Here is a 16,845-nt window from a genome sequence, read left to right as displayed (position 1 = left end):
TGCCAAACGATGGTTTGCATCCGAGGTGATCACCTGGCTACGGCAGCATCGTGCCCGGCTCCCCGTGCCAAGACGCCCCAGAAAATAGACTGAGGACTGGTCACCTAGATGTGAGCCATAACGCAGGCTGCCGGACGAACCGCGGCCTGCTCCCCTCTTAAGGAAATTCAAGATGAAAGCTTTTCAAAAACGCAGAAATGCGTCGATGGGATCGGCTTGCCTGGAAAAAGGTAGTTGGGGAGGAAAAACATAATGAAACCAAGTCCAGTGGATCTGATTCGACATGCTGCCCGTTATGCCCTGAATGCAGCGGAAACGCTGCTATCTGAGTGGCTACCTGAAGGCACACGCAAGGGACGGGAATGGGTCGCGGCCAACACTGCTCGCGCGGATAGGCAAGCCGGTTCCTTCGGCGTATCGCTCGACACCGGACGGTGGAACGACTTTGCCGATAGTGGCGCCCATGGTGGCGACCTCGTGTCGCTGCTGGCCTATCTGCGCGGATGCGGACAGCTGGATGCGGCCAAGGAAGTGGACGAGCGCCTGGGCCTGGGTCTGTTCAGGCTTACGGCTGCCGATGCGCAGCAGCTGCAAGAACGTCACCACGTGGCAGAACGCGAGCGCGCCTCTTGGCGTCTGCGTGAACAAGAGCTCCAGCAGGAAAAGCATCTCCAGGCTGCTCGTGAAGCCGCACAGCTCTGGAGAGTGGCAAAGCCCGCCGACCCCCTGCATACCTACCTCTTGGCTAAGGGGGTGAAACCGTTCCTGGTGCGCCAATTGGGCCAGGGACGTTTGGTGGTGCCTATCTGTGATAACGGGCACTTGGTGAACCTGCAGATCATCACGCCGGACGGCAGCAAGCGCTTTTTGATGGGAGGGCGAGTCCAAGGCTGCTATTCGCCGCTGGGCAAGCTCTCGGAAGGCTGCCGCCTATACGTGTGCGAGGGATGGGCCACAGGCGCCACGCTGCACCAAGCCACCGGATGCCCAGTGGTCTGCGCAATGAATGCCGGAAACCTCAAGGCAGTGACCATGGCCATGCGCGAGCGCTACGGCTCCACCCTTGACCTTGTCGTAGCTGGTGACGACGACCGCGGTACACCGGGCAATCCTGGCAAGCGCGCAGCAAATCAAGCCGCCCGGGCTTCCGATGCACGTGTGGTGTTCCCTGACTGGCCCACTGACGCCCCCTCCGACCTATCCGATTTTAATGACCTGCACCTCTGGGTTTCAGGTCAGTCCAAGAAGAGCCGCAAACCATGAGCACATACGAAAAGCCACCTGCCTTGAGCCTGGTGGGTGAGCCACAAATACCTGCATCCGAAAAGCTGGAGCGGCCCCGCTACGCCGTTTACGAAGACCCTTGCACCGTGGAGGGCAAGTTCTACAAGGCTGGCACCTGGTATCACGGCTTGAAGCAAAGCGGGCCTGATGAGAAAGCTATTCCCGTAGACCACTGGATTTGTGTCCCCCTCAATGTGATGGCTGAAACGATTAACTCAGAGGACGGCAGCATAGGGTTGCTGGTCAACTTCAGCCACCGCGGCAAGCACATCGAGCTGGTCATTCCAAGGGAGGTGATAGGGAGCAAAGGTGATGAGGTATTGAAATCCCTACTGAGTCGCGGCCTGGTCATCGAATACCACCAGCGCCGCCAGATCGTGCCTTACCTGGCCAGTCACCAGTCCCCTGATTTGGTGATCGCAACCACTGGCAAGCCAGGGTGGCACGAGTCGGGAGCGTTTGTACTGCCTTCTCGCGTCATTGGCGGGGATAACGTGCGTTTCCAGGACTCGGGCAGAGCGGCCAGCATCTTTAACAGTAAGGGCACTGCCGATGGCTGGCAGGCCGAGATTGCGGTGCGGTGTGTGGGCAACCCAGTGCTGATCCTGTCGGTCTGCTGTGCCCTGGCAGGCCCTTTGCTCGCCAAGGTGGGGGTGAATGGGGGCGGCGTCCACCTGGTGGGTGATTCGTCGAGTGGTAAATCGCTTGCCCAGCTCCTAGCAGCATCCGTGTGGGGCAATCCTGGAGCTTTCGCGGCGTCCTGGGACGTGTCGAAAGGGGGGGTTGAGATCGAGGCCGCATCGCGCAATGACACCATTCTGATCCTGGACGAAATCAAGCGGGCTGACCCCAAGCGGGTTCAGGAAATGGCGTATGCCATCGCCAACGGCATGGGCAAAGGCACCATGACCAGGGAGCGGGAGGGACGCGCCAAATTGACCTGGCGCGTCCTGGCGTTGTCGAGCGGGGAGCGCTCACTGTCGGATCACGCCGCCATTGGTGGCAGCAATGCCCACGCCGGGGCCGAGCTGCGCATGGTGGACGTGAATGCAGGCACACGGACACACCGCGCGTTTGATGACGTACAGGGGCTTACGGGACAAGAGTTTCACCGGGTAGTGAGCGATGCCGTTACCCAGCACTATGGGCACATTGGCCCTGCGTTTGTGGAGTCGCTGATCCAGCATCCAGAAGACCTGCACAGCGCATTCCGGCAAGTACGGGAAGCATTTTCCACCGAAAGTTCGCAGGCTGGCCGGGTGGCGGATCGCTTCGCAATCATGGCGCTCGCTGGTGAGTCGGCTATTCGTCGAAAGCTACTGAATTGGCCGAAAGGTACTGCCCTCAAGGGTTGCCAAACACTGTTCAACGAATGGCTGCAAACTATGGGTGATGGAAGCGCAGAAGATCGTCAAATCTTGCGAGGCATCGCCAATTTTATTGACCTGCATGGAGACAGCCGCTTCTCCGACTTTCGTAACTCTGGGACTACCACCGTGCACAACCGCGCTGGTTACTACGAGGTTGATCTTGGGAAGCGCCTTTACATGTTCAACAATCCAGGGCTCGCCGAGGCTGCGGCTGGTTTTAATTTAAAGAGGATCATTCGGGCGCTTCAGAACGCCGATGCGCTCGCTAAGGTTGACATTGAGGCTGGCCAGAAGCGGACTCAAAAAAAATACCAAATGCCAGGCGGAGGTAGCCCCCGTTTTTATGTCATTGACCCGGCAAAACTTGATCAAGAAGGCTCTGGCCAGTGAGCAGCTTGCCGCGCCGACCTAGTGTCATCAGTGGGCACGCCGAACGCTTCCCTTGAATCGCCAGACAGATGGGGCGCGCAGCCCAACAAGCCTCCTAATGGCATGGTAGCTGCCGGGGCGATATTTTCAGAGGGAATGCAGGGAATGAGGGAATAAGCCAGTTAGCACGAGGCTTTCAAGGTTCCCTTAATAGACTATGGAATAGGGAAAAGGGAACACAACTCTGTTTAGTAAAGGGGGCTGCATGCTTGCTGGTTCCCTTGAAAAAAAGCCAGGGAAGGCGAATACACCGCCACACGCCCCGATTTAGAGCGGTTTACCCCTTACCGACCTCAATCCCTGACAAGCTCGAAATCAGACGCGGGTAATAGGGGATGCCGGTGGTTTTTGTTGACAGGCACAGAAAGTGTTGCTCTACGAGCCACGAGTCAGTTTGCTCGCCAGGTCATGAGGTTTCCGGCAAGGTACGTAGCGTCCACAATCTCTTGGCGAGCCGCTTTGAGGCGAATCCAACCTGGTTCACAGAATATCAGCGTCATATTTATCATCACTGCCGGGCATCATCCCTCCTGCCTTATTGATCAGATCTAAGGTTGTCCAGGGGCCGCATCGACCTCGAAATATCCTAACTCCCTGCTCCACCAAACTACGCTCAACATCCGAACGCCGCTGATATCCAGTAATGTGCTGTAAGTCTTCAAAAGTTAAAACCCCCGGAACCACCCTACTCATACCAGAAACTCCAACTGCTGCAGAACGATAGCTCTCTGATCATCGGTAAGCCGTGAAATTCGATCCATAATATGGCCAGCCGGCACACTCAGCTTAGATGGCTTTAACGTATGTGAGAAATTCAGCTCCATGACAAAACCATGCATGCAGTCCGACGAAAGACAAATGCAAGTCATCTTCGCATAAGCCGGCGGAACTTCCTCAACTTTTGAAATATGCGCCTTGCCGCCACACTCCGTACAATTAATTCGCATGATCCGCCCCAAAAAGACTGGACACCAATTGTATTGTGATAAAATTCCACTGTAAATAAGAACTGGCATACCCCCATAACACAATATTGAGAGCATCCATAAATGGCCCGAAGCATTAGCTCATCTGCTCACAGCAAGTACATTCAACTACAGAGCGACATTGCCAGCACCTACAATGTCGACACCGTCACACGCAATTTCGCAGTTGACCCCACAATCGCGCAGGAGCTGAATGATAAAATAACTGCAAATGCTGCGTTCCTGGAGCGCATCAACCTTATCCCTGTAAGTGAAGTTAAAGGTGATAAGGTTTTCCTTGGTGTCGCCGGCCCGGTCTCTGGCCGTACTGATACCAAGGTCAAAGATCGAGAAGTAAAAGACTTTTTAGCGCTGACCAATTCCACTTATGAACTGGCACCAACTGAATCGGATGTTGCTCTGCCCTATGCAAAAATAGACGCATGGGCAAAGTTCAAGGACTTCAGCGAGCGCTACTCCGTAGCTGTACAAAAGCAGATCGCCCTAGACCGTATCATGATCGGTTTTCATGGCACTCATGTCGCGACATCCACGGACATTGCTGAATACCCAATGCTCCAGGATGTGAACAAAGGGTGGCTCCAACAGGCTCGCGAGCAAATCGCCTCTCAAGTCCTTTCCCAAGGCATGACCGCCGGGAAGATTGAACTGGGCGAAGGCGGTGACTATGCGAACCTTGACGCCCTGGTGCATGACGTCAAACAAATGATTGATCCGGTGTATCGCGAAGCAGGTGATCTAATTGCAATCATTGGAAGCGATCTTCTCGCCTCCGACAAGGCTAAGTTGTACTCCAAACAAGCTGGAACTCCTACCGAGAAAGAGCGCATTGAGGACGCGCAGGTAACATCCACATACGGAGGACTGCCAAGCTTCAGCGTCCCATTTTTCCCTGTCAATTCGGTTCTGGTTACGAGCTGGGACAACCTTTCGATTTACTACCAAGATTCGAGCTGGCGTCGCCACCTGCTCGAGAATCCAAAGCGCTCCAGGGTAGAGGATTACAACAGCCGGAACGAGGGCTACGTAATCGAGCAGTTGGAAAAATTCGCGATGGCTGAAAATGTCGAACTGATGTAACGCACTTAAATAACTCTTTCCAGAACTTGACCTTTAAGGATCACCACACATGCAGCCGATCAATCTTGAGATGGAAACTCTTCCACCTGAGTTGAAAGCACGCGCAGTTTGTTTCGAGACGAACAAAGAAGTTTACATCAACCTGCAAAAGCAGCTCACCGCTGCTTCGGAGGAAGATGAGCGCATCAACCAAAAAGCATCTGCCCTTGAAGGACAGGCTGACCGTACTGATGATTCATGGCGTAAACAGGCACGGGCTGGCGTTGTCGATCAGGCCAAAATTAATGAAGAGATTGAGCGATCCGCCAATCTCAGAAAAGAGGCTGCGGCCATGCGCGCCACTCTAGAGTCGAGAGCAGGCATCAAAAACGATTTGGTCATGCAAGTCGCCCAGGCTCGAATGCAGCTCGTAAATGAACCTCGCGCACTCAACAAGGCTTATTGGCAAGGCAAGATCAACGAGAAACTTGCACGGAACGGCTTGCGAGAGGAACTGCTTGATATCTTTGCGCTATCGAAGGCGCTATGCCTTGCTGGCCTGGAAGAGCACGATGGCTTGCTACGTGCTTGCAACGGAATGCGGCAAAGGGCAGAAAAAACGCAAGAGCTCACCTGGAAAACTTTCGCCAAAGAGTTTGAGAAACTGTTCGCCGGATCGGAGCACAGTACCCCCACCTCCACCCTGGTATCCATGCCTCCGGTAGTCGCAGGAGAGGCGGTGGTGAACACCCCTGGCGAGCTGCTCAAGCTCCAGCGCATGCACGCCTCATCATGACCTTTCCCTTGGCGAGCAGATTTGCCACGCCAAATACAACCGAGGCCATCCTCGTGGCCTCGGTGCCCTCGCCCGGTACCGCAGACTCTAGCGGTGCAACGAAATGAAAAGAGTCGCGCCCCCCTCTCTGCACCCAACCTCTGAAATCACGGCACTTTGAGCTCTTTTCACGACCTCGAGCGGCGTGGATGGATCTGCAGCAAAAATATGCATGCACGCAAAAAAAAATCCGGCCATACCCCTATGTTCATTGAGGATTGAACACCTGCTCGCCTCCTTGGGGGATGCTGATCCTTACTCGAGCCTTTGCACACCTTTGCAAAACCTTTCACAGTGTGAAAAGGGCGATGCTCTGCCAGCCTACGTGTGCGGCTTGGGCTGGGGCCTTATTTGCAATGCCTCGCTGTTTGCACAATTTCGCGACGCAAAGCGCGTCGGCGGGAGGGGGATAAGTGTTTTTCTCGGCCAGTTTTTTTTCTTGGCTGGATTTTCCCTGGCCGGCCCTCTTCTAAAATGGCGCCGGCACTCACCTCACGGACAGACCCCGCATGTTCCATTACTACTGCTTCACCTTCGTCGATAATCTGGACGAGGGTGACTTTACCTATGCCACCACATACAAAGGCTATCAGGATCAGGTCATCACACTGCCCCGCATCGCGAACGCCCGCGAGGAAGCCGGCGTGACCTCGGTCGCCGTGATGCTCAGCTGCGCCTACCTGGGCTACATGACCCCGGTCGACTTCCGCGAGAAGATCTAGTCGAATAGTGGCCAAGTGATGGCCTCTTCGAGTAGCGACGCTATGTTAAAAAGACCTCCCGATCAGAGACGACGTGGGGCTTTTTTCTGCCTGCCCCCACGCCCCGCTATGTCGGGAAACACACCCATGGGTTTTGTTGCCGCAATGCCTGCCCCTCACGCGTGACACCTGGAGAATGCACTTTGTCGTACACCGAATCGTTTACTGCCGCACTGTCTGAACTCCGCGGTTTGCGCCTACCCGAAGACATCGAGCGCCACGCCACCACCCTGCTGCAGAGCATCGAGCATGCAGCCATCGCGCTGCAGAATGGCGGCGCTGAACGTCCATTGTGGGAAAGCAAAGGCCGGGCTACTGGCTATGCGCTCGGCCTGAAAGACGGCCACCGTCTCGACGGTTCGGCCTGCGCCCGCTTAACCGAAGTGTTCCGCAGCTATGTGGAGGCCGTGGAGGAGGTGCCACATTAATTGAGCATGTCGCCGCGGAGTTACCGCCTCGCATCCTAATGCCGACGGTACTCCGCGGCCAGCCGCTGAATGGCCCAGGTACACGCCTAGAGTCTGGACTAGGCGCTGAGGCTACTTGAGGCCCTCCAACCAATCGCCATCGAGCGCATCTACGTGATCATTCGCGGCAGCCGGGAGCAGGGCCTGCAGCAACTGCAACAGGTGGCCAGCAGTGATCAATCAAGGGCTGGAGGTGCACTCGCTGCGCGCCGGCCAAGTGCCAAGCGCCTGAGCAGCCCAGGACGCTTCACCGATGGAGTGGGGATCTAGGAGCTGATGGTCGAGCTGTGACCGCTCTGCCGTTGTGAACCGCCCAGCAACAAGCCAGCGACACTGCGAATTTGGGGATCACCCTGGAAAGGTTTTTAAGGCTGACCCTCAAAACCCTGTCAGAACATGGATATCTGTCAGAGAGTCGGCTGGAGGCCGCGTATTCTCTGGGTTTAACGTCCTGACAGCGGAGTGGGAAACTCGTGGAAAATCTGACACGCAAGAAATAAAACCCATATAAATCAATGAGTTACAAATAATTAATCTGACACCTTGGTTTTGTCAGGTTCTGACAGACCGCTGACACCTTTCTGACACTCGCCAAAAACGCTGAACGCCTTGAGATACAAGGGTTAGATCAAGGTAATAACTACAGTCTGACAAATCTGACAGGCTTTCTATGGGTCAACCTAAATTTTACTTTGCTACATGCAGGGGGGCGTTTCGTACAACGCGTATACCAGCAGAGGGGTCGAAAAATCAGGCCTATCACGCTGCGGCACTCTTGCTGCTACCACTCGCAAAGTAGCCATCATCTCGAACCGCTCGATGCGATTGAGGTACTGTCCAGTTGGAATGCGAAAGCAAAAAAACCGATCCTACCAAGGCAGGATCGGTTTCTTCGCAAGCTGGCTGATGTTGCCCCCGAGAGCGCTTCGGCAACACCTACAGCGTGAGCTCAGTCTACCAGTGTGCATTCAGCAGATGATCGATATCCCCCATTCGCTGGTGAGAAAATATCTCGAGCCGATAGAGCCTGGTCTACCGAGATGGGACATGTTCGTCCCCCCCGTGCAGTCCGATCTTTTTTTTCTGAGTTTGACGCAGGAGCATCAAGCGACTCTCCAGGTCTGCCTTTTGAGCCCTGAGAAGCTCGATGCTATTTCCGGCCTCGATCAATTGCTCCTGGAGTAATGATAGGCCGATGGATTGGGCATCCAATTGCTTGCTGTCACGAGAGAGAGCCTGCCTTTGCCGCTCTAGAATTTCCGCACGTCGTTCAAGACCTTCGCCCATTCGGATCACGGCCTGGGCTCTCGATCTATTTGCCTTCGCAGTGCGCTCAGCCCGAGTAGCGCTCATCGCGTTGGCCTCGGCTACGGCTTCAGCCTCTCTCCATGCAGTCGTTTTGATACCCAGCGCCGCAGACGCGTAATCACGAGATTTCAGGGCCGGCGCCTTATGCTGAGCAGCAAGGGTCGAGTAGAAGGACGCCACGGCCTCGTGCTGCGCCTTGGAACCCTTCACTCCTCGCGCTAGCCCATACTTGGCGCCGACCTTTGCTTGGAAGTCGGTCTGCATCGCGGTGAGCTTCTTGCGGCTTCCCAGAAAGTCCCGGCAGGAGAGCCGCTTGTCAGCAGTCATCGGTACGACGTAGGCGACCATGTGCGGGGTCGACTCGTCCAGGTGGATAGTGGCCGAGATCACGTTCGCCTTGCCATGCTTGTCCCGGAGCCACTTCAGCGCATCCTTGAAGTAGCCGTCCCCCATGTCATTCAAAGGCCCTCCGTGTCTTTTGAACGCCTCTGGTGACGCGGTGACCAGGTACTCAATGGCCAACACTGCATCCTTCCTCCTTTTCGGGGGTAGGGTGCGCTCCAAGACAGTCAAAATCTGACCTACCCCCTTTGCCCCGGCAGTCCTGTTCAAATCAGTCTTCGTGGGGTCAGCGTTCGGAGTCGGCTGCTCCCTATGGGTATGCCTGGCCGAACGTGAAACTGCACCCATGGACTTCAGTTTCTTCGTCCTCAGGATCGCGTAATTCATAAGCGCTTCTCCGTCGCTTTTAACTGGTATTTCAACCAGTTAACGCTTGGAGCAGCACCCATCGCAAGAGCCACGATGTGTAACCCACTACACATCGCTTCGCGATGAGTGGGCCCAGCTGCGCTGGGAAAAGCCGAGTAAATCGGCACAAAAAAACCCCATCAGAGGACGCCTGATTGGGGCTTTTGGTGCCACTTAAAGCGGCGGCAGAGCCTAAGGCTCAATTGATGTTTGCTGTCACGCTGCTGTCACGACCATTTTTACGAGGATCATGAAACTGCTGCAGACCGCATGAATACTGGTGCCGGGGATAGGAATCGAACCTACGACCTTCGCGTTACGAGTGCGCTGCTCTACCGACTGAGCTACACCGGCGTGTAGCGCAACGTACCACTGCTCGCACCCGTTACGCAAACCCCTGTTTCCGCTAGTTTATTGCCCCACCCTCAAGGCGCCTTGCACCCCTTCGGCGCCAGGTCTTCCTCGATGTTGGTCGTACACGCCCACCCAGTAGCCGAACGCGTCAGGGTCAGTGCCTTGCCGAGCACAGTGGCCGGCGCATCCACCAGCGTGCACACGATGCTCCCGGTGCCATCCGCCGCCTTGCCGCTAGCCGTGATCGCACAGTGCGCCGTCGCCGGCTGGCCCCCCAGCGCGGCCACATCCGGCACATCCTTCCCATCATTCAGCCGCAGGTCCATCGCCGTCTTCAGCGCGCTGATCTCCAGCAACCCGGCCGCGGCCTTGGAGCGTGACTGGTGGTTGGTGTACATCGGTAAGGCGATGGTCGCCAGAATGCCGATGATCGCGACGACGATCATCAGTTCGATCAGGGTGATACCGCGTTGCCCTTTCATGAACGTTTTCCTTTTTGATACGCGTACTCGTTGAGGTCAGGCTCGACCCCGGCTGGCAGCGGCGCAGTAGGCCTGAACAGACACCTTTTGTCACCCCTGCCCGCTCGGGCGTCGTCTTCGCTGAACTACTCTAGTGAGCATCTCGGACGCACGCCCTTGCATGGGCGCGGCAAGCTGTTTCCAGGCTTGTCGCACGGGCAGAAAAAGGACCTTTGCATGACCCAATCCACACTCCTCTACACCTGGCACGGCACTGACGCCAACGGCACGCCGGTCAGCGGGCAAACATCAGGGCGCAGCCCGGCTTATGTGCGTGCCGGGCTGATCCGCCAGGGCATCAAGGTGGCCAGTTTGCGGCCTGCCGGTGGGCTGACGTTCAGTTTGCCGAAACGGCGGGCAAAGGCCGACCCGGCGGGGTTCAGCCGGCAGCTGGCGACCTTGCTCAAGGCCGGGGTGCCGCTGCTGCAGGCGTTCGAGGTGATGGGGCGCAGTGGCTGTGATGCGGCGCAGGCGGCATTGCTGGATAGATTGAAACAGGATGTGGCCTCGGGCCTGGGGCTGGCGGATGCGTTGCAGCGCCACCCGGGGTGGTTCGATGCGTTGTACTGCAACCTGGTGCGGGTGGGGGAGCAGTCCGGCACGCTCGACCGGCAGCTGGAACAGCTGGCTGGCATGCTGGAGCAGCGCCGGGTGCTGCACAAGAAGGTGCGCAAGGCGATGATCTACCCGTTGCTGCTGTTGCTGACGGGGCTGGGGGTGTCGGCGATTTTGCTGCTGGAGGTGATTCCGAAATTCGAGAGCATGTTCTCTGGCATGGGCGTGGCGTTGCCGGCATTTACCCAATGGGTGATCGACTTGTCCACAGGGCTGAGCCGCTTTGCGCCGCTGTTGCTGGTGATGGCCGTGGTGATGGGTTTTGCCATGCGCCAGCTCTACCGGCAGCACCCGCCAGCGCGCCTGTGGATATCTCGCCGGGTGCTGGGTTTTCCGGTGTTCGGCACGCTGCTGGGGCAGGCGGCGCTGGCACGCTTTGCGCGCAGCCTGGCAACGTCCTACTCCGCCGGGGTGCCGTTGCTGGATGCGTTGGGCACGGTGGCCAGGGTCAGTGGCGGCGACCTGCATGAACAGGCGGTGTTGCGGCTGCGCCAGGGCATGGCCAATGGGCAGGGGCTGCACCAGGCGATGGCCGCTGAGCCGCTGTTTCCGCCGCTGCTGGTGCAACTGACGGCCATCGGGGAATCCAGCGGCACGCTGGACCAGATGCTGGAAAAAGCCGCCAGTCATTACGAGGAACAGGTCAGCCAGGCGCTGGACCAGTTGACCAGCCTGCTGGAGCCGGCCATCGTGCTGGTCCTGGGCCTGCTGGTGGGCGGCCTGGTGGTGGCGATGTACCTGCCGATCTTCCAGTTGGGTAGCTTGATCTGAACATGACTTTATGGACTTTGCTGGCTGAGCAGCCGGCGTACTTTCTCACCCTGGCCACGGTGCTCGGTCTGCTGGTGGGCAGTTTTCTCAATGTGCTGGTGTACCGCCTGCCGATCATGCTGGAGCGACAATGGCAGCGTGAGGCGCAGGAAATGCTGGAATTGCCGATCACGCCGCACGAGCGTTTCGACCTGTGGCTACCCGCCTCGCGCTGCCCGCATTGCGCGCATCGAATTCGCGCATGGGAGAACATTCCGGTCATCAGCTACCTGGCCTTGCGCGGGCGTTGTTCAGCCTGCAAAACCCGCATCAGCCCGCGCTACCCGTTGGTGGAGGTGGCCAGCGCGCTGCTGTCGCTGGTGGTGGCCTGGCGCTTTGGTGCTTCGCCCGAGGCCTTGCTGGCGCTGCCGCTGACCTGGTGCCTGCTGGCCCTGAGCCTGATCGATGCCGAGCACCAGTTGCTGCCGGATGCGCTGGTGCTGCCGATGCTGTGGCTGGGGCTGATCGTCAACGCCTTCGGCCTCTACATCCCGCTGAGCAGCGCGCTGTGGGGCGCGGTGGCCGGGTACCTCAGCCTTTGGACGGTGTATTGGCTGTTCAAGCTGGTCACTGGCAAGGAAGGCATGGGCTATGGCGACTTCAAGCTGATGGCGCTGATCGGGGCCTGGGGTGGCTGGCAGGTGTTGCCGTTGACCCTGCTGTTGTCGTCGGTGGTCGGGGCGCTGGCTGGGCTGTGTCTGCTGCGTCTGCGCCGCCATGCCATGGGTACGGCGATCCCGTTCGGCCCCTATCTGGCGATTGCGGGGTGGATTGCCGTGCTCTGGGGTGATGAAATATACGCTTCATACACACAACTGCTTGGATTCTGATGACCACTGCGGCCTTTACCCCCTGGATTCTCGGCCTGACCGGCGGCATTGGTAGCGGCAAGAGCGCCGCTGCCGAGCGTTTCGTCGAGCTTGGCGTGCACCTGGTCGATGCCGACCAGGCGGCGCGCTGGGTTGTCGAGCCTGGCCGCCCGGCCCTGGCCAGCATCGTCGAGCGCTTCGGCGCCGGCGTGCTGCAGGCGGACGGCCAACTCGATCGTGCGGCCCTGCGCCAGCTGATCTTCGCCGACCCGGCGCAGCGCAAATGGCTGGAGCAATTGCTGCACCCGCTGATCGGGCAGGAGATTTTCAGCTACCTGGCCAAGGCGGAGTCGCCGTATGCGGTGTATGTGTCGCCGCTGCTGATCGAGTCGGGCCAGTACCAGAAGACCCAGCGGGTGCTGGTGATCGATGCGCCGCAGGAGCTGCAGGTGGCGCGTACCCTGGCGCGTGACAACACCAGCGCCGAGCAGGTGCAGGCCATTCTCAAGGCCCAGCTGGCCCGCGAGGAGCGCCTGCGCCATGCCGATGATGTGGTGGTCAATGACGCCGACCTGGCCACGCTGCATCAGCAGATTGACCGCCTGCACCACTTTTACCTGACTTTACGAGGAGGCCAGCCATGAGCCAGCCATTGACCGTCGATTGCCCGACCTGTGGCGCACCTGTGGAATGGAACGAGAAAAGCCCGTTCCGGCCGTTCTGTTCGGACCGTTGCAAGCTGATCGACCTGGGCGCCTGGGCGGCGGAGGAGCACAAGATTCCGGGGGCGGAAGAGTCTGAAGACGAGCTGTACTCGGGGGACCTGGAGCCGCGGCATTGATCCGATAGCCAAGTGGCTGTGCGGGCCTCTTCGCGGACATGCCCGCTCCCACAGGCGACCCCACAAGCCTCAAGACTGGCGCGATACCTGTAGGAGCGGCCTTGTGTCGCGATGGGCCGCAAAGCGGCCCCCGATTTCAGCGTTAACTCAAAGATCGCCGGGGCTGCTTCGCAGCCCTTTCGCGACACAAGGCCGCTCCTACAAGCAAGGATCGCGCTGCTGCGGAGGCCTGGTTACTTATCGATCATCCTCCTTCCACGGCGCCTGCAGATACCGCGTCCGGTTGAAGGTTTCCAGCCACTCCGGGCAAAACACCACCAGCGCGCTGATTACCGTGCCGTTGATGAATGCTTCGGGGAACATCATCAGCCACAGGTAGCCGACAAAATCGCTGAGCCACTCCGGCATGGCGAAGCGCCCGTCCAGCCACAACAGCCCCAGCCCGACCGACAGGCAAGCCAGCACCGTCAAGGCTGCCGGGAAGAACCCTGAACAGAAGATATACACAAACAGGTTTCGCGGCTGGGCGCGCTCGACCCCTATCGCGCACGCCTCGGCTATCAGCACCGGCAGGCCAACCAGCAACAAGCCATTCACCCCAAGCGCCGCCAGGTCCTGGCGCCCCAGCGCCAGCAAGCCGAGCTGGGCCATGAACCCGCCAAGCACCGCCAGTGGCCAGTCCAGCAACAGCGTGACCGCCGTCATGCCTATGAAGTGGTACGACACCCCGGTATCGAAATCGCGCCGCACCAACCACAAGGCAAACAGGCAGAACACCGTGCCAAACAGCAGATGCTGGCGGCGCCGGTCAGTGAACAGCTCAACCCAGCGTACCTGGCTGACCGCCCAGATCAGCAACGGCACATATCCCAGCCAGCCAAGCGTAAGGGTGGTGCCGGACAACACCTGCGCGCTGATCACCTGACGAATGCCCCTTGCAGCCATGTGGATAAAGCCGAGTCTACACCCATTCTCCGTTTCATCTGGCAGGGGTAGCGCAACAGTGCGCCGGTACCGGGCTGATTCCTGCGCACAAACAGCATCTTATCGTCATCGATTAGCGGCTAAGCTTGTCTGCATGGATGACTCAGACTACCTGCGCCTGCTTACCATCCAGGCGGAACAAGCCAATGCCTTTCTCTCCAACGCCCGCAAGTGGGAGCGGGAGCGTTGGGTGTGCCAACGCCTGTTGCAGGGGCTGAACATCCCCTACCGCAGCGAGGACTTCACCCCGGCCGGGCAAGAACCGCCAGACGTACTGTTCCGCGATGCGGCCTTCGAGGTGTTTTTCGTGCTCGACGAGGGCCGCCGGCTCAACGATGAATGGCGCGAAGAACTGCAGCGCCGTCGTAGTGCATTCTCCCTGGCGCAGCTTGTACGCCGCGAGGCGCGCCCGCGGCGCATCAGTGCCACCGAGCTGCTGGGGCGGCTGGCGCCGACCTTGCGCAAGAAGGCGCACAACTACCGGGAACGCGGGCTGGAGCTGAACGAGCTGGACATCATTGCCTTCGCCAGCCTCAAGCGCGAAGTGCTCGACCTCAACACTCACTTCCCGCCGCCCACCGAATACCTGCGCCAAGGCTGGCGCTCGCTGTCGCTGGTCGGGCCGACCTTTGCCCGGGTGCTGTTCGCCCACCCCGACGCGCCGGACTTCCTGCGCGGCAACCTGGGCCGCAGCATTGTTTTCGACGTGGGCATCAGTCTTTGATCCAGTGCAGCGAATGTTTGCGATGGCGTACACTCGGCGCCAGAGATAGAAAGCATTATCATTTGTTTCAAGCGCTTGCGTGAACGCTGTAGCGTTTACGCAGTCACAAACGTCTACCTGACGAGGCCCTACCATGACCAGCCGCCTGAATCCGGAAGATCAGCGTCGTGTCGATGAGTATCTGCGAGCCCCCCAGCACCAAGTCGAGCGCAGGCCCTTCCGGCCGTGGCTGCTCCTTGTGCTGGTGGTGGCCGTGACCATCGGGTTGGGTCTCATCAGCCGCCTGCTCAGTGGACTGGTGCTATGAGCTGCTTCGCGCTCGCCCTCCCCTCGTGCAGTTTGCGGCCGGCCCCCGGGGCCACGAATTCCGTAAACCTTATGAGATATCCCCATGACTCATCGCATCGTGATTGTCGGCGGCGGCGCCGGCGGCCTGGAACTGGCGACCCGCCTGGGTAAAAGCCTGGGCAAGCGCAAGCAGGCCGAGATCACCCTGGTCGACGCCAACCTCACGCACATCTGGAAGCCCCTGCTGCACGAAGTGGCCGCCGGCTCGCTGAACTCCTCGGAAGACGAACTGAACTACGTGGCCCAGGCCAAGTGGAACCACTTCAACTTCCAGCTGGGGCGCATGAGCGGCCTGGACCGTGAAGGCAAACAGATTCAACTGGCCGCCACCCTCGACGAAGAGGGCCGCGAGCTGCTGCCTGCGCGCACCCTGGGCTACGACACCCTGGTCATTGCCGTGGGTTCCAACACCAACGACTTCGGCACCCTGGGCGCGGCGCAGCACTGCCTGTTCCTCGACACCCGCAAGCAGGCCGAGCGTTTCCATCAGCAGTTGCTCAACCACTACCTGCGTGCCCATGCCGGTGATGTGGCGAGCGAGAAGATCAGCGTGGCCATCGTCGGCGCCGGTGCCACCGGTGTGGAACTGGCCGCCGAGCTGCATCACGCGGCCCACGAACTGGCGGCCTATGGCCTGGACCGCATCCAGCCCAAGGACATGCACATCACCATTATCGAGGCGGGCCCGCGCGTGTTGCCGGCGCTGCCAGAGCGTATCAGCGTGCCGGTGCACAAGACCCTGGAAAAGCTCGGGGTGAAGGTGATGACCAACGCCGCCGTCAGTGAAGTGACCGAGGATGGCCTGAAAACCAAGGACGGTGAAGTGATCCAGGCCAGCCTGAAGGTGTGGGCGGCCGGTATCCGTGCGCCGGGTTTCCTCAAGGACATCGATGGCCTGGAAACCAACCGCATCAACCAGTTGGTGGTGCGCCCTACCCTGCAGACCACGCGCGACGACAATATCTTTGCCTTCGGTGACTGCGCCGCCTGCCCGCAACCGGGTAGCGACCGCAACGTACCGCCACGTGCCCAGGCGGCGCACCAGCAGGCTTCGATGCTGGCGCAGAGCTTGAAGGCGCGGCTGGAGAACAAGGCGCTGCCGACCTATGAGTACAAGGACTACGGTTCGCTGGTGTCGCTGTCGCGCTTCTCGGCGGTGGGCAACCTGATGGGTAACCTGATGGGCAGCGTGAAGCTGGAGGGCTGGCTGGCGCGGATGTTCTACGTGTCGCTGTACCGGATGCACCAGATGGCGTTGTACGGGTTCTTCCGTACGGCGTTGATGATGCTGGGTAGCAAGATTGGCCGGGGTACCGAGCCTAGGTTGAAGTTGCACTGACGCTTAAGATTGCTGGGGGCGCTTTGCGCCCCTTTCGCGACACAAGGCCGCTCCTACAAAAGACCGCGCAGTATCTGCTTGCTGTAGGAGCGGCCTTGTGTCGCGATGGCCTGCAACGCAGGCCCAAAATTCTGGCAAAAAAAAGGGCATCTCATTGGAGATGCCCTTTTTTTCATGGTGGGTCGTGTAGGATTCGAACCTACGACCAATTGGTTAAAAGCCAACTGCTCTACCAACTGAGCTAACGACCC

Annotated in this window: 17 protein-coding genes and 2 tRNA genes; 13 read left to right on the top strand and 6 right to left on the bottom strand. The window is 58.9% G+C overall.

What is annotated here, in order from left to right:
- The first annotated feature begins 252 nt into the window (after positions 1-252).
- Complete coding sequence (locus ACGLHT_RS18780) at positions 253-1,263, top strand: toprim domain-containing protein (RefSeq protein WP_274119787.1); 1,011 nt, start codon at positions 253-255, stop codon at positions 1,261-1,263.
- Complete coding sequence (locus tag ACGLHT_RS18775; RefSeq protein WP_274119788.1) at positions 1,260-3,044, top strand: DUF927 domain-containing protein; 1,785 nt, start codon at positions 1,260-1,262, stop codon at positions 3,042-3,044. The genes ACGLHT_RS18780 and ACGLHT_RS18775 overlap by 4 nt, the downstream gene beginning before the upstream one ends.
- 519 nt (positions 3,045-3,563) lie before the next feature.
- Here ACGLHT_RS18775 and ACGLHT_RS18770 read toward each other — a convergent pair.
- Positions 3,564-3,776, bottom strand: coding sequence for a DUF4224 domain-containing protein (locus ACGLHT_RS18770; RefSeq protein ID WP_274119789.1), 213 nt, complete (start codon positions 3,774-3,776; stop codon positions 3,564-3,566).
- A 356-nt stretch (positions 3,777-4,132) separates the two neighbouring features.
- On the opposite strand from ACGLHT_RS18770, the gene ACGLHT_RS18765 reads away from it, so the two are divergent.
- The 4 genes from ACGLHT_RS18765 to ACGLHT_RS18750 all read left to right on the top strand — a co-directional run bounded on the left by ACGLHT_RS18765 (position 4,133) and on the right by ACGLHT_RS18750 (position 7,152).
- Complete coding sequence (locus ACGLHT_RS18765) at positions 4,133-5,149, top strand: phage major capsid protein, P2 family (RefSeq protein ID WP_274119790.1); 1,017 nt, start codon at positions 4,133-4,135, stop codon at positions 5,147-5,149.
- A 49-nt stretch (positions 5,150-5,198) separates the two neighbouring features.
- Positions 5,199-5,924 (top strand): hypothetical protein, encoded by a 726-nt coding sequence (locus ACGLHT_RS18760; protein ID WP_274119791.1) that lies wholly within the window; start codon positions 5,199-5,201, stop codon positions 5,922-5,924.
- 548 nt (positions 5,925-6,472) lie between these two features.
- Positions 6,473-6,685, top strand: coding sequence for a hypothetical protein (locus ACGLHT_RS18755; protein ID WP_274119792.1), 213 nt, complete (start codon positions 6,473-6,475; stop codon positions 6,683-6,685).
- A gap of 182 nt (positions 6,686-6,867) precedes the next feature.
- Positions 6,868-7,152, top strand: coding sequence for a hypothetical protein (locus ACGLHT_RS18750; RefSeq protein ID WP_274119793.1), 285 nt, complete (start codon positions 6,868-6,870; stop codon positions 7,150-7,152).
- A 1,071-nt stretch (positions 7,153-8,223) separates the two neighbouring features.
- On the opposite strand, the gene mobV is transcribed toward ACGLHT_RS18750, so the two are convergent.
- The 3 genes from mobV to ACGLHT_RS18735 all read right to left on the bottom strand — a co-directional run bounded on the left by mobV (position 8,224) and on the right by ACGLHT_RS18735 (position 10,085).
- Positions 8,224-9,189, bottom strand: coding sequence for a MobV family relaxase (mobV, locus tag ACGLHT_RS18745; RefSeq protein WP_394520048.1), 966 nt, complete (start codon positions 9,187-9,189; stop codon positions 8,224-8,226).
- A 338-nt stretch (positions 9,190-9,527) separates the two neighbouring features.
- Positions 9,528-9,603, bottom strand: a tRNA-Thr gene (locus ACGLHT_RS18740).
- Between the two features lie 71 nt (positions 9,604-9,674).
- Positions 9,675-10,085: a pilin gene (locus ACGLHT_RS18735; RefSeq protein WP_085693101.1), complete on the bottom strand. Its 411-nt coding sequence runs from the start codon at positions 10,083-10,085 to the stop codon at positions 9,675-9,677.
- A gap of 216 nt (positions 10,086-10,301) precedes the next feature.
- Here ACGLHT_RS18735 and ACGLHT_RS18730 point away from each other — a divergent pair, with 216 nt between their 5' ends.
- From ACGLHT_RS18730 to yacG, 4 genes are read left to right on the top strand one after another with little or no spacing between them, the layout of a single operon-like run.
- A complete protein-coding gene (locus ACGLHT_RS18730) occupies positions 10,302-11,510 on the top strand; it encodes a type II secretion system F family protein (protein WP_274119795.1) in 1,209 nt (402 codons plus the stop codon).
- Between the two features lie 2 nt (positions 11,511-11,512).
- Complete coding sequence (locus ACGLHT_RS18725; protein ID WP_274119796.1) at positions 11,513-12,379, top strand: A24 family peptidase; 867 nt, start codon at positions 11,513-11,515, stop codon at positions 12,377-12,379.
- Complete coding sequence (coaE, locus tag ACGLHT_RS18720; protein ID WP_274119797.1) at positions 12,379-13,002, top strand: dephospho-CoA kinase; 624 nt, start codon at positions 12,379-12,381, stop codon at positions 13,000-13,002. Before ACGLHT_RS18725 ends, coaE begins: the two co-directional genes overlap by 1 nt.
- Positions 12,999-13,199 (top strand): DNA gyrase inhibitor YacG, encoded by a 201-nt coding sequence (gene yacG, locus ACGLHT_RS18715; protein ID WP_003260624.1) that lies wholly within the window; start codon positions 12,999-13,001, stop codon positions 13,197-13,199. The genes coaE and yacG overlap by 4 nt, the downstream gene beginning before the upstream one ends.
- Positions 13,200-13,436: 237 nt before the next feature.
- Here yacG and ACGLHT_RS18710 read toward each other — a convergent pair whose 3' ends face one another.
- Complete coding sequence (locus tag ACGLHT_RS18710) at positions 13,437-14,144, bottom strand: energy-coupling factor ABC transporter permease (protein WP_274119798.1); 708 nt, start codon at positions 14,142-14,144, stop codon at positions 13,437-13,439.
- Positions 14,145-14,277: 133 nt separating this feature from the next.
- On the opposite strand from ACGLHT_RS18710, the gene ACGLHT_RS18705 reads away from it, so the two are divergent.
- The 3 genes from ACGLHT_RS18705 (at position 14,278) to ACGLHT_RS18695 (ending at position 16,594) form a co-directional block, all read left to right on the top strand.
- A complete protein-coding gene (locus tag ACGLHT_RS18705) occupies positions 14,278-14,907 on the top strand; it encodes a DUF1780 domain-containing protein (protein ID WP_013970766.1) in 630 nt (209 codons plus the stop codon).
- Between the two features lie 133 nt (positions 14,908-15,040).
- Positions 15,041-15,214 carry a DUF3094 family protein gene (locus ACGLHT_RS18700; protein WP_013970765.1) on the top strand — a complete coding sequence of 58 codons (174 nt, stop codon included), beginning with the start codon at positions 15,041-15,043 and terminating at the stop codon, positions 15,212-15,214.
- A gap of 84 nt (positions 15,215-15,298) precedes the next feature.
- The gene (locus ACGLHT_RS18695; protein WP_025337608.1) at positions 15,299-16,594 is read left to right on the top strand and encodes an NAD(P)/FAD-dependent oxidoreductase; all 1,296 of its coding nucleotides are present in this window, start codon (positions 15,299-15,301) and stop codon (positions 16,592-16,594) included.
- A 175-nt stretch (positions 16,595-16,769) separates the two neighbouring features.
- Here the strand turns inward: ACGLHT_RS18695 and ACGLHT_RS18690 are convergent.
- Positions 16,770-16,845: transfer RNA gene (locus tag ACGLHT_RS18690), tRNA-Lys, on the bottom strand.

Source organism: Pseudomonas sp. PsB, assembly GCF_043658375.1.
Classification (GTDB): Bacteria; Pseudomonadota; Gammaproteobacteria; order Pseudomonadales; family Pseudomonadaceae; genus Aquipseudomonas; species Aquipseudomonas putida_Z.
Note: the sequence above shows the minus strand (reverse complement) of the source record. Positions and strands in the feature narration are given on the sequence as shown.

Bases quoted from the DNA above. Each gene is read 5' to 3' on its own strand.
- ACGLHT_RS18780 (WP_274119787.1), top strand. From the start codon at position 253: ATGAAACCAAGTCCAGTGGATCTGATTCGACATGCTGCCCGTTATGCC.
- ACGLHT_RS18775 (WP_274119788.1), top strand. From the start codon at position 1,260: ATGAGCACATACGAAAAGCCACCTGCCTTGAGCCTGGTGGGTGAGCCA.
- ACGLHT_RS18770 (WP_274119789.1), bottom strand. From the start codon at position 3,776: ATGAGTAGGGTGGTTCCGGGGGTTTTAACTTTTGAAGACTTACAGCAC.
- ACGLHT_RS18765 (WP_274119790.1), top strand. From the start codon at position 4,133: ATGGCCCGAAGCATTAGCTCATCTGCTCACAGCAAGTACATTCAACTA.
- ACGLHT_RS18760 (WP_274119791.1), top strand. From the start codon at position 5,199: ATGCAGCCGATCAATCTTGAGATGGAAACTCTTCCACCTGAGTTGAAA.
- ACGLHT_RS18755 (WP_274119792.1), top strand. From the start codon at position 6,473: ATGTTCCATTACTACTGCTTCACCTTCGTCGATAATCTGGACGAGGGT.
- mobV (WP_394520048.1), bottom strand. From the start codon at position 9,189: ATGGGTGCAGTTTCACGTTCGGCCAGGCATACCCATAGGGAGCAGCCG.
- ACGLHT_RS18735 (WP_085693101.1), bottom strand. From the start codon at position 10,085: ATGAAAGGGCAACGCGGTATCACCCTGATCGAACTGATGATCGTCGTC.
- ACGLHT_RS18730 (WP_274119795.1), top strand. From the start codon at position 10,302: ATGACCCAATCCACACTCCTCTACACCTGGCACGGCACTGACGCCAAC.
- ACGLHT_RS18725 (WP_274119796.1), top strand. From the start codon at position 11,513: ATGACTTTATGGACTTTGCTGGCTGAGCAGCCGGCGTACTTTCTCACC.
- coaE (WP_274119797.1), top strand. From the start codon at position 12,379: ATGACCACTGCGGCCTTTACCCCCTGGATTCTCGGCCTGACCGGCGGC.
- yacG (WP_003260624.1), top strand. From the start codon at position 12,999: ATGAGCCAGCCATTGACCGTCGATTGCCCGACCTGTGGCGCACCTGTG.
- ACGLHT_RS18710 (WP_274119798.1), bottom strand. From the start codon at position 14,144: ATGGCTGCAAGGGGCATTCGTCAGGTGATCAGCGCGCAGGTGTTGTCC.
- ACGLHT_RS18705 (WP_013970766.1), top strand. From the start codon at position 14,278: ATGGATGACTCAGACTACCTGCGCCTGCTTACCATCCAGGCGGAACAA.
- ACGLHT_RS18700 (WP_013970765.1), top strand. From the start codon at position 15,041: ATGACCAGCCGCCTGAATCCGGAAGATCAGCGTCGTGTCGATGAGTAT.
- ACGLHT_RS18695 (WP_025337608.1), top strand. From the start codon at position 15,299: ATGACTCATCGCATCGTGATTGTCGGCGGCGGCGCCGGCGGCCTGGAA.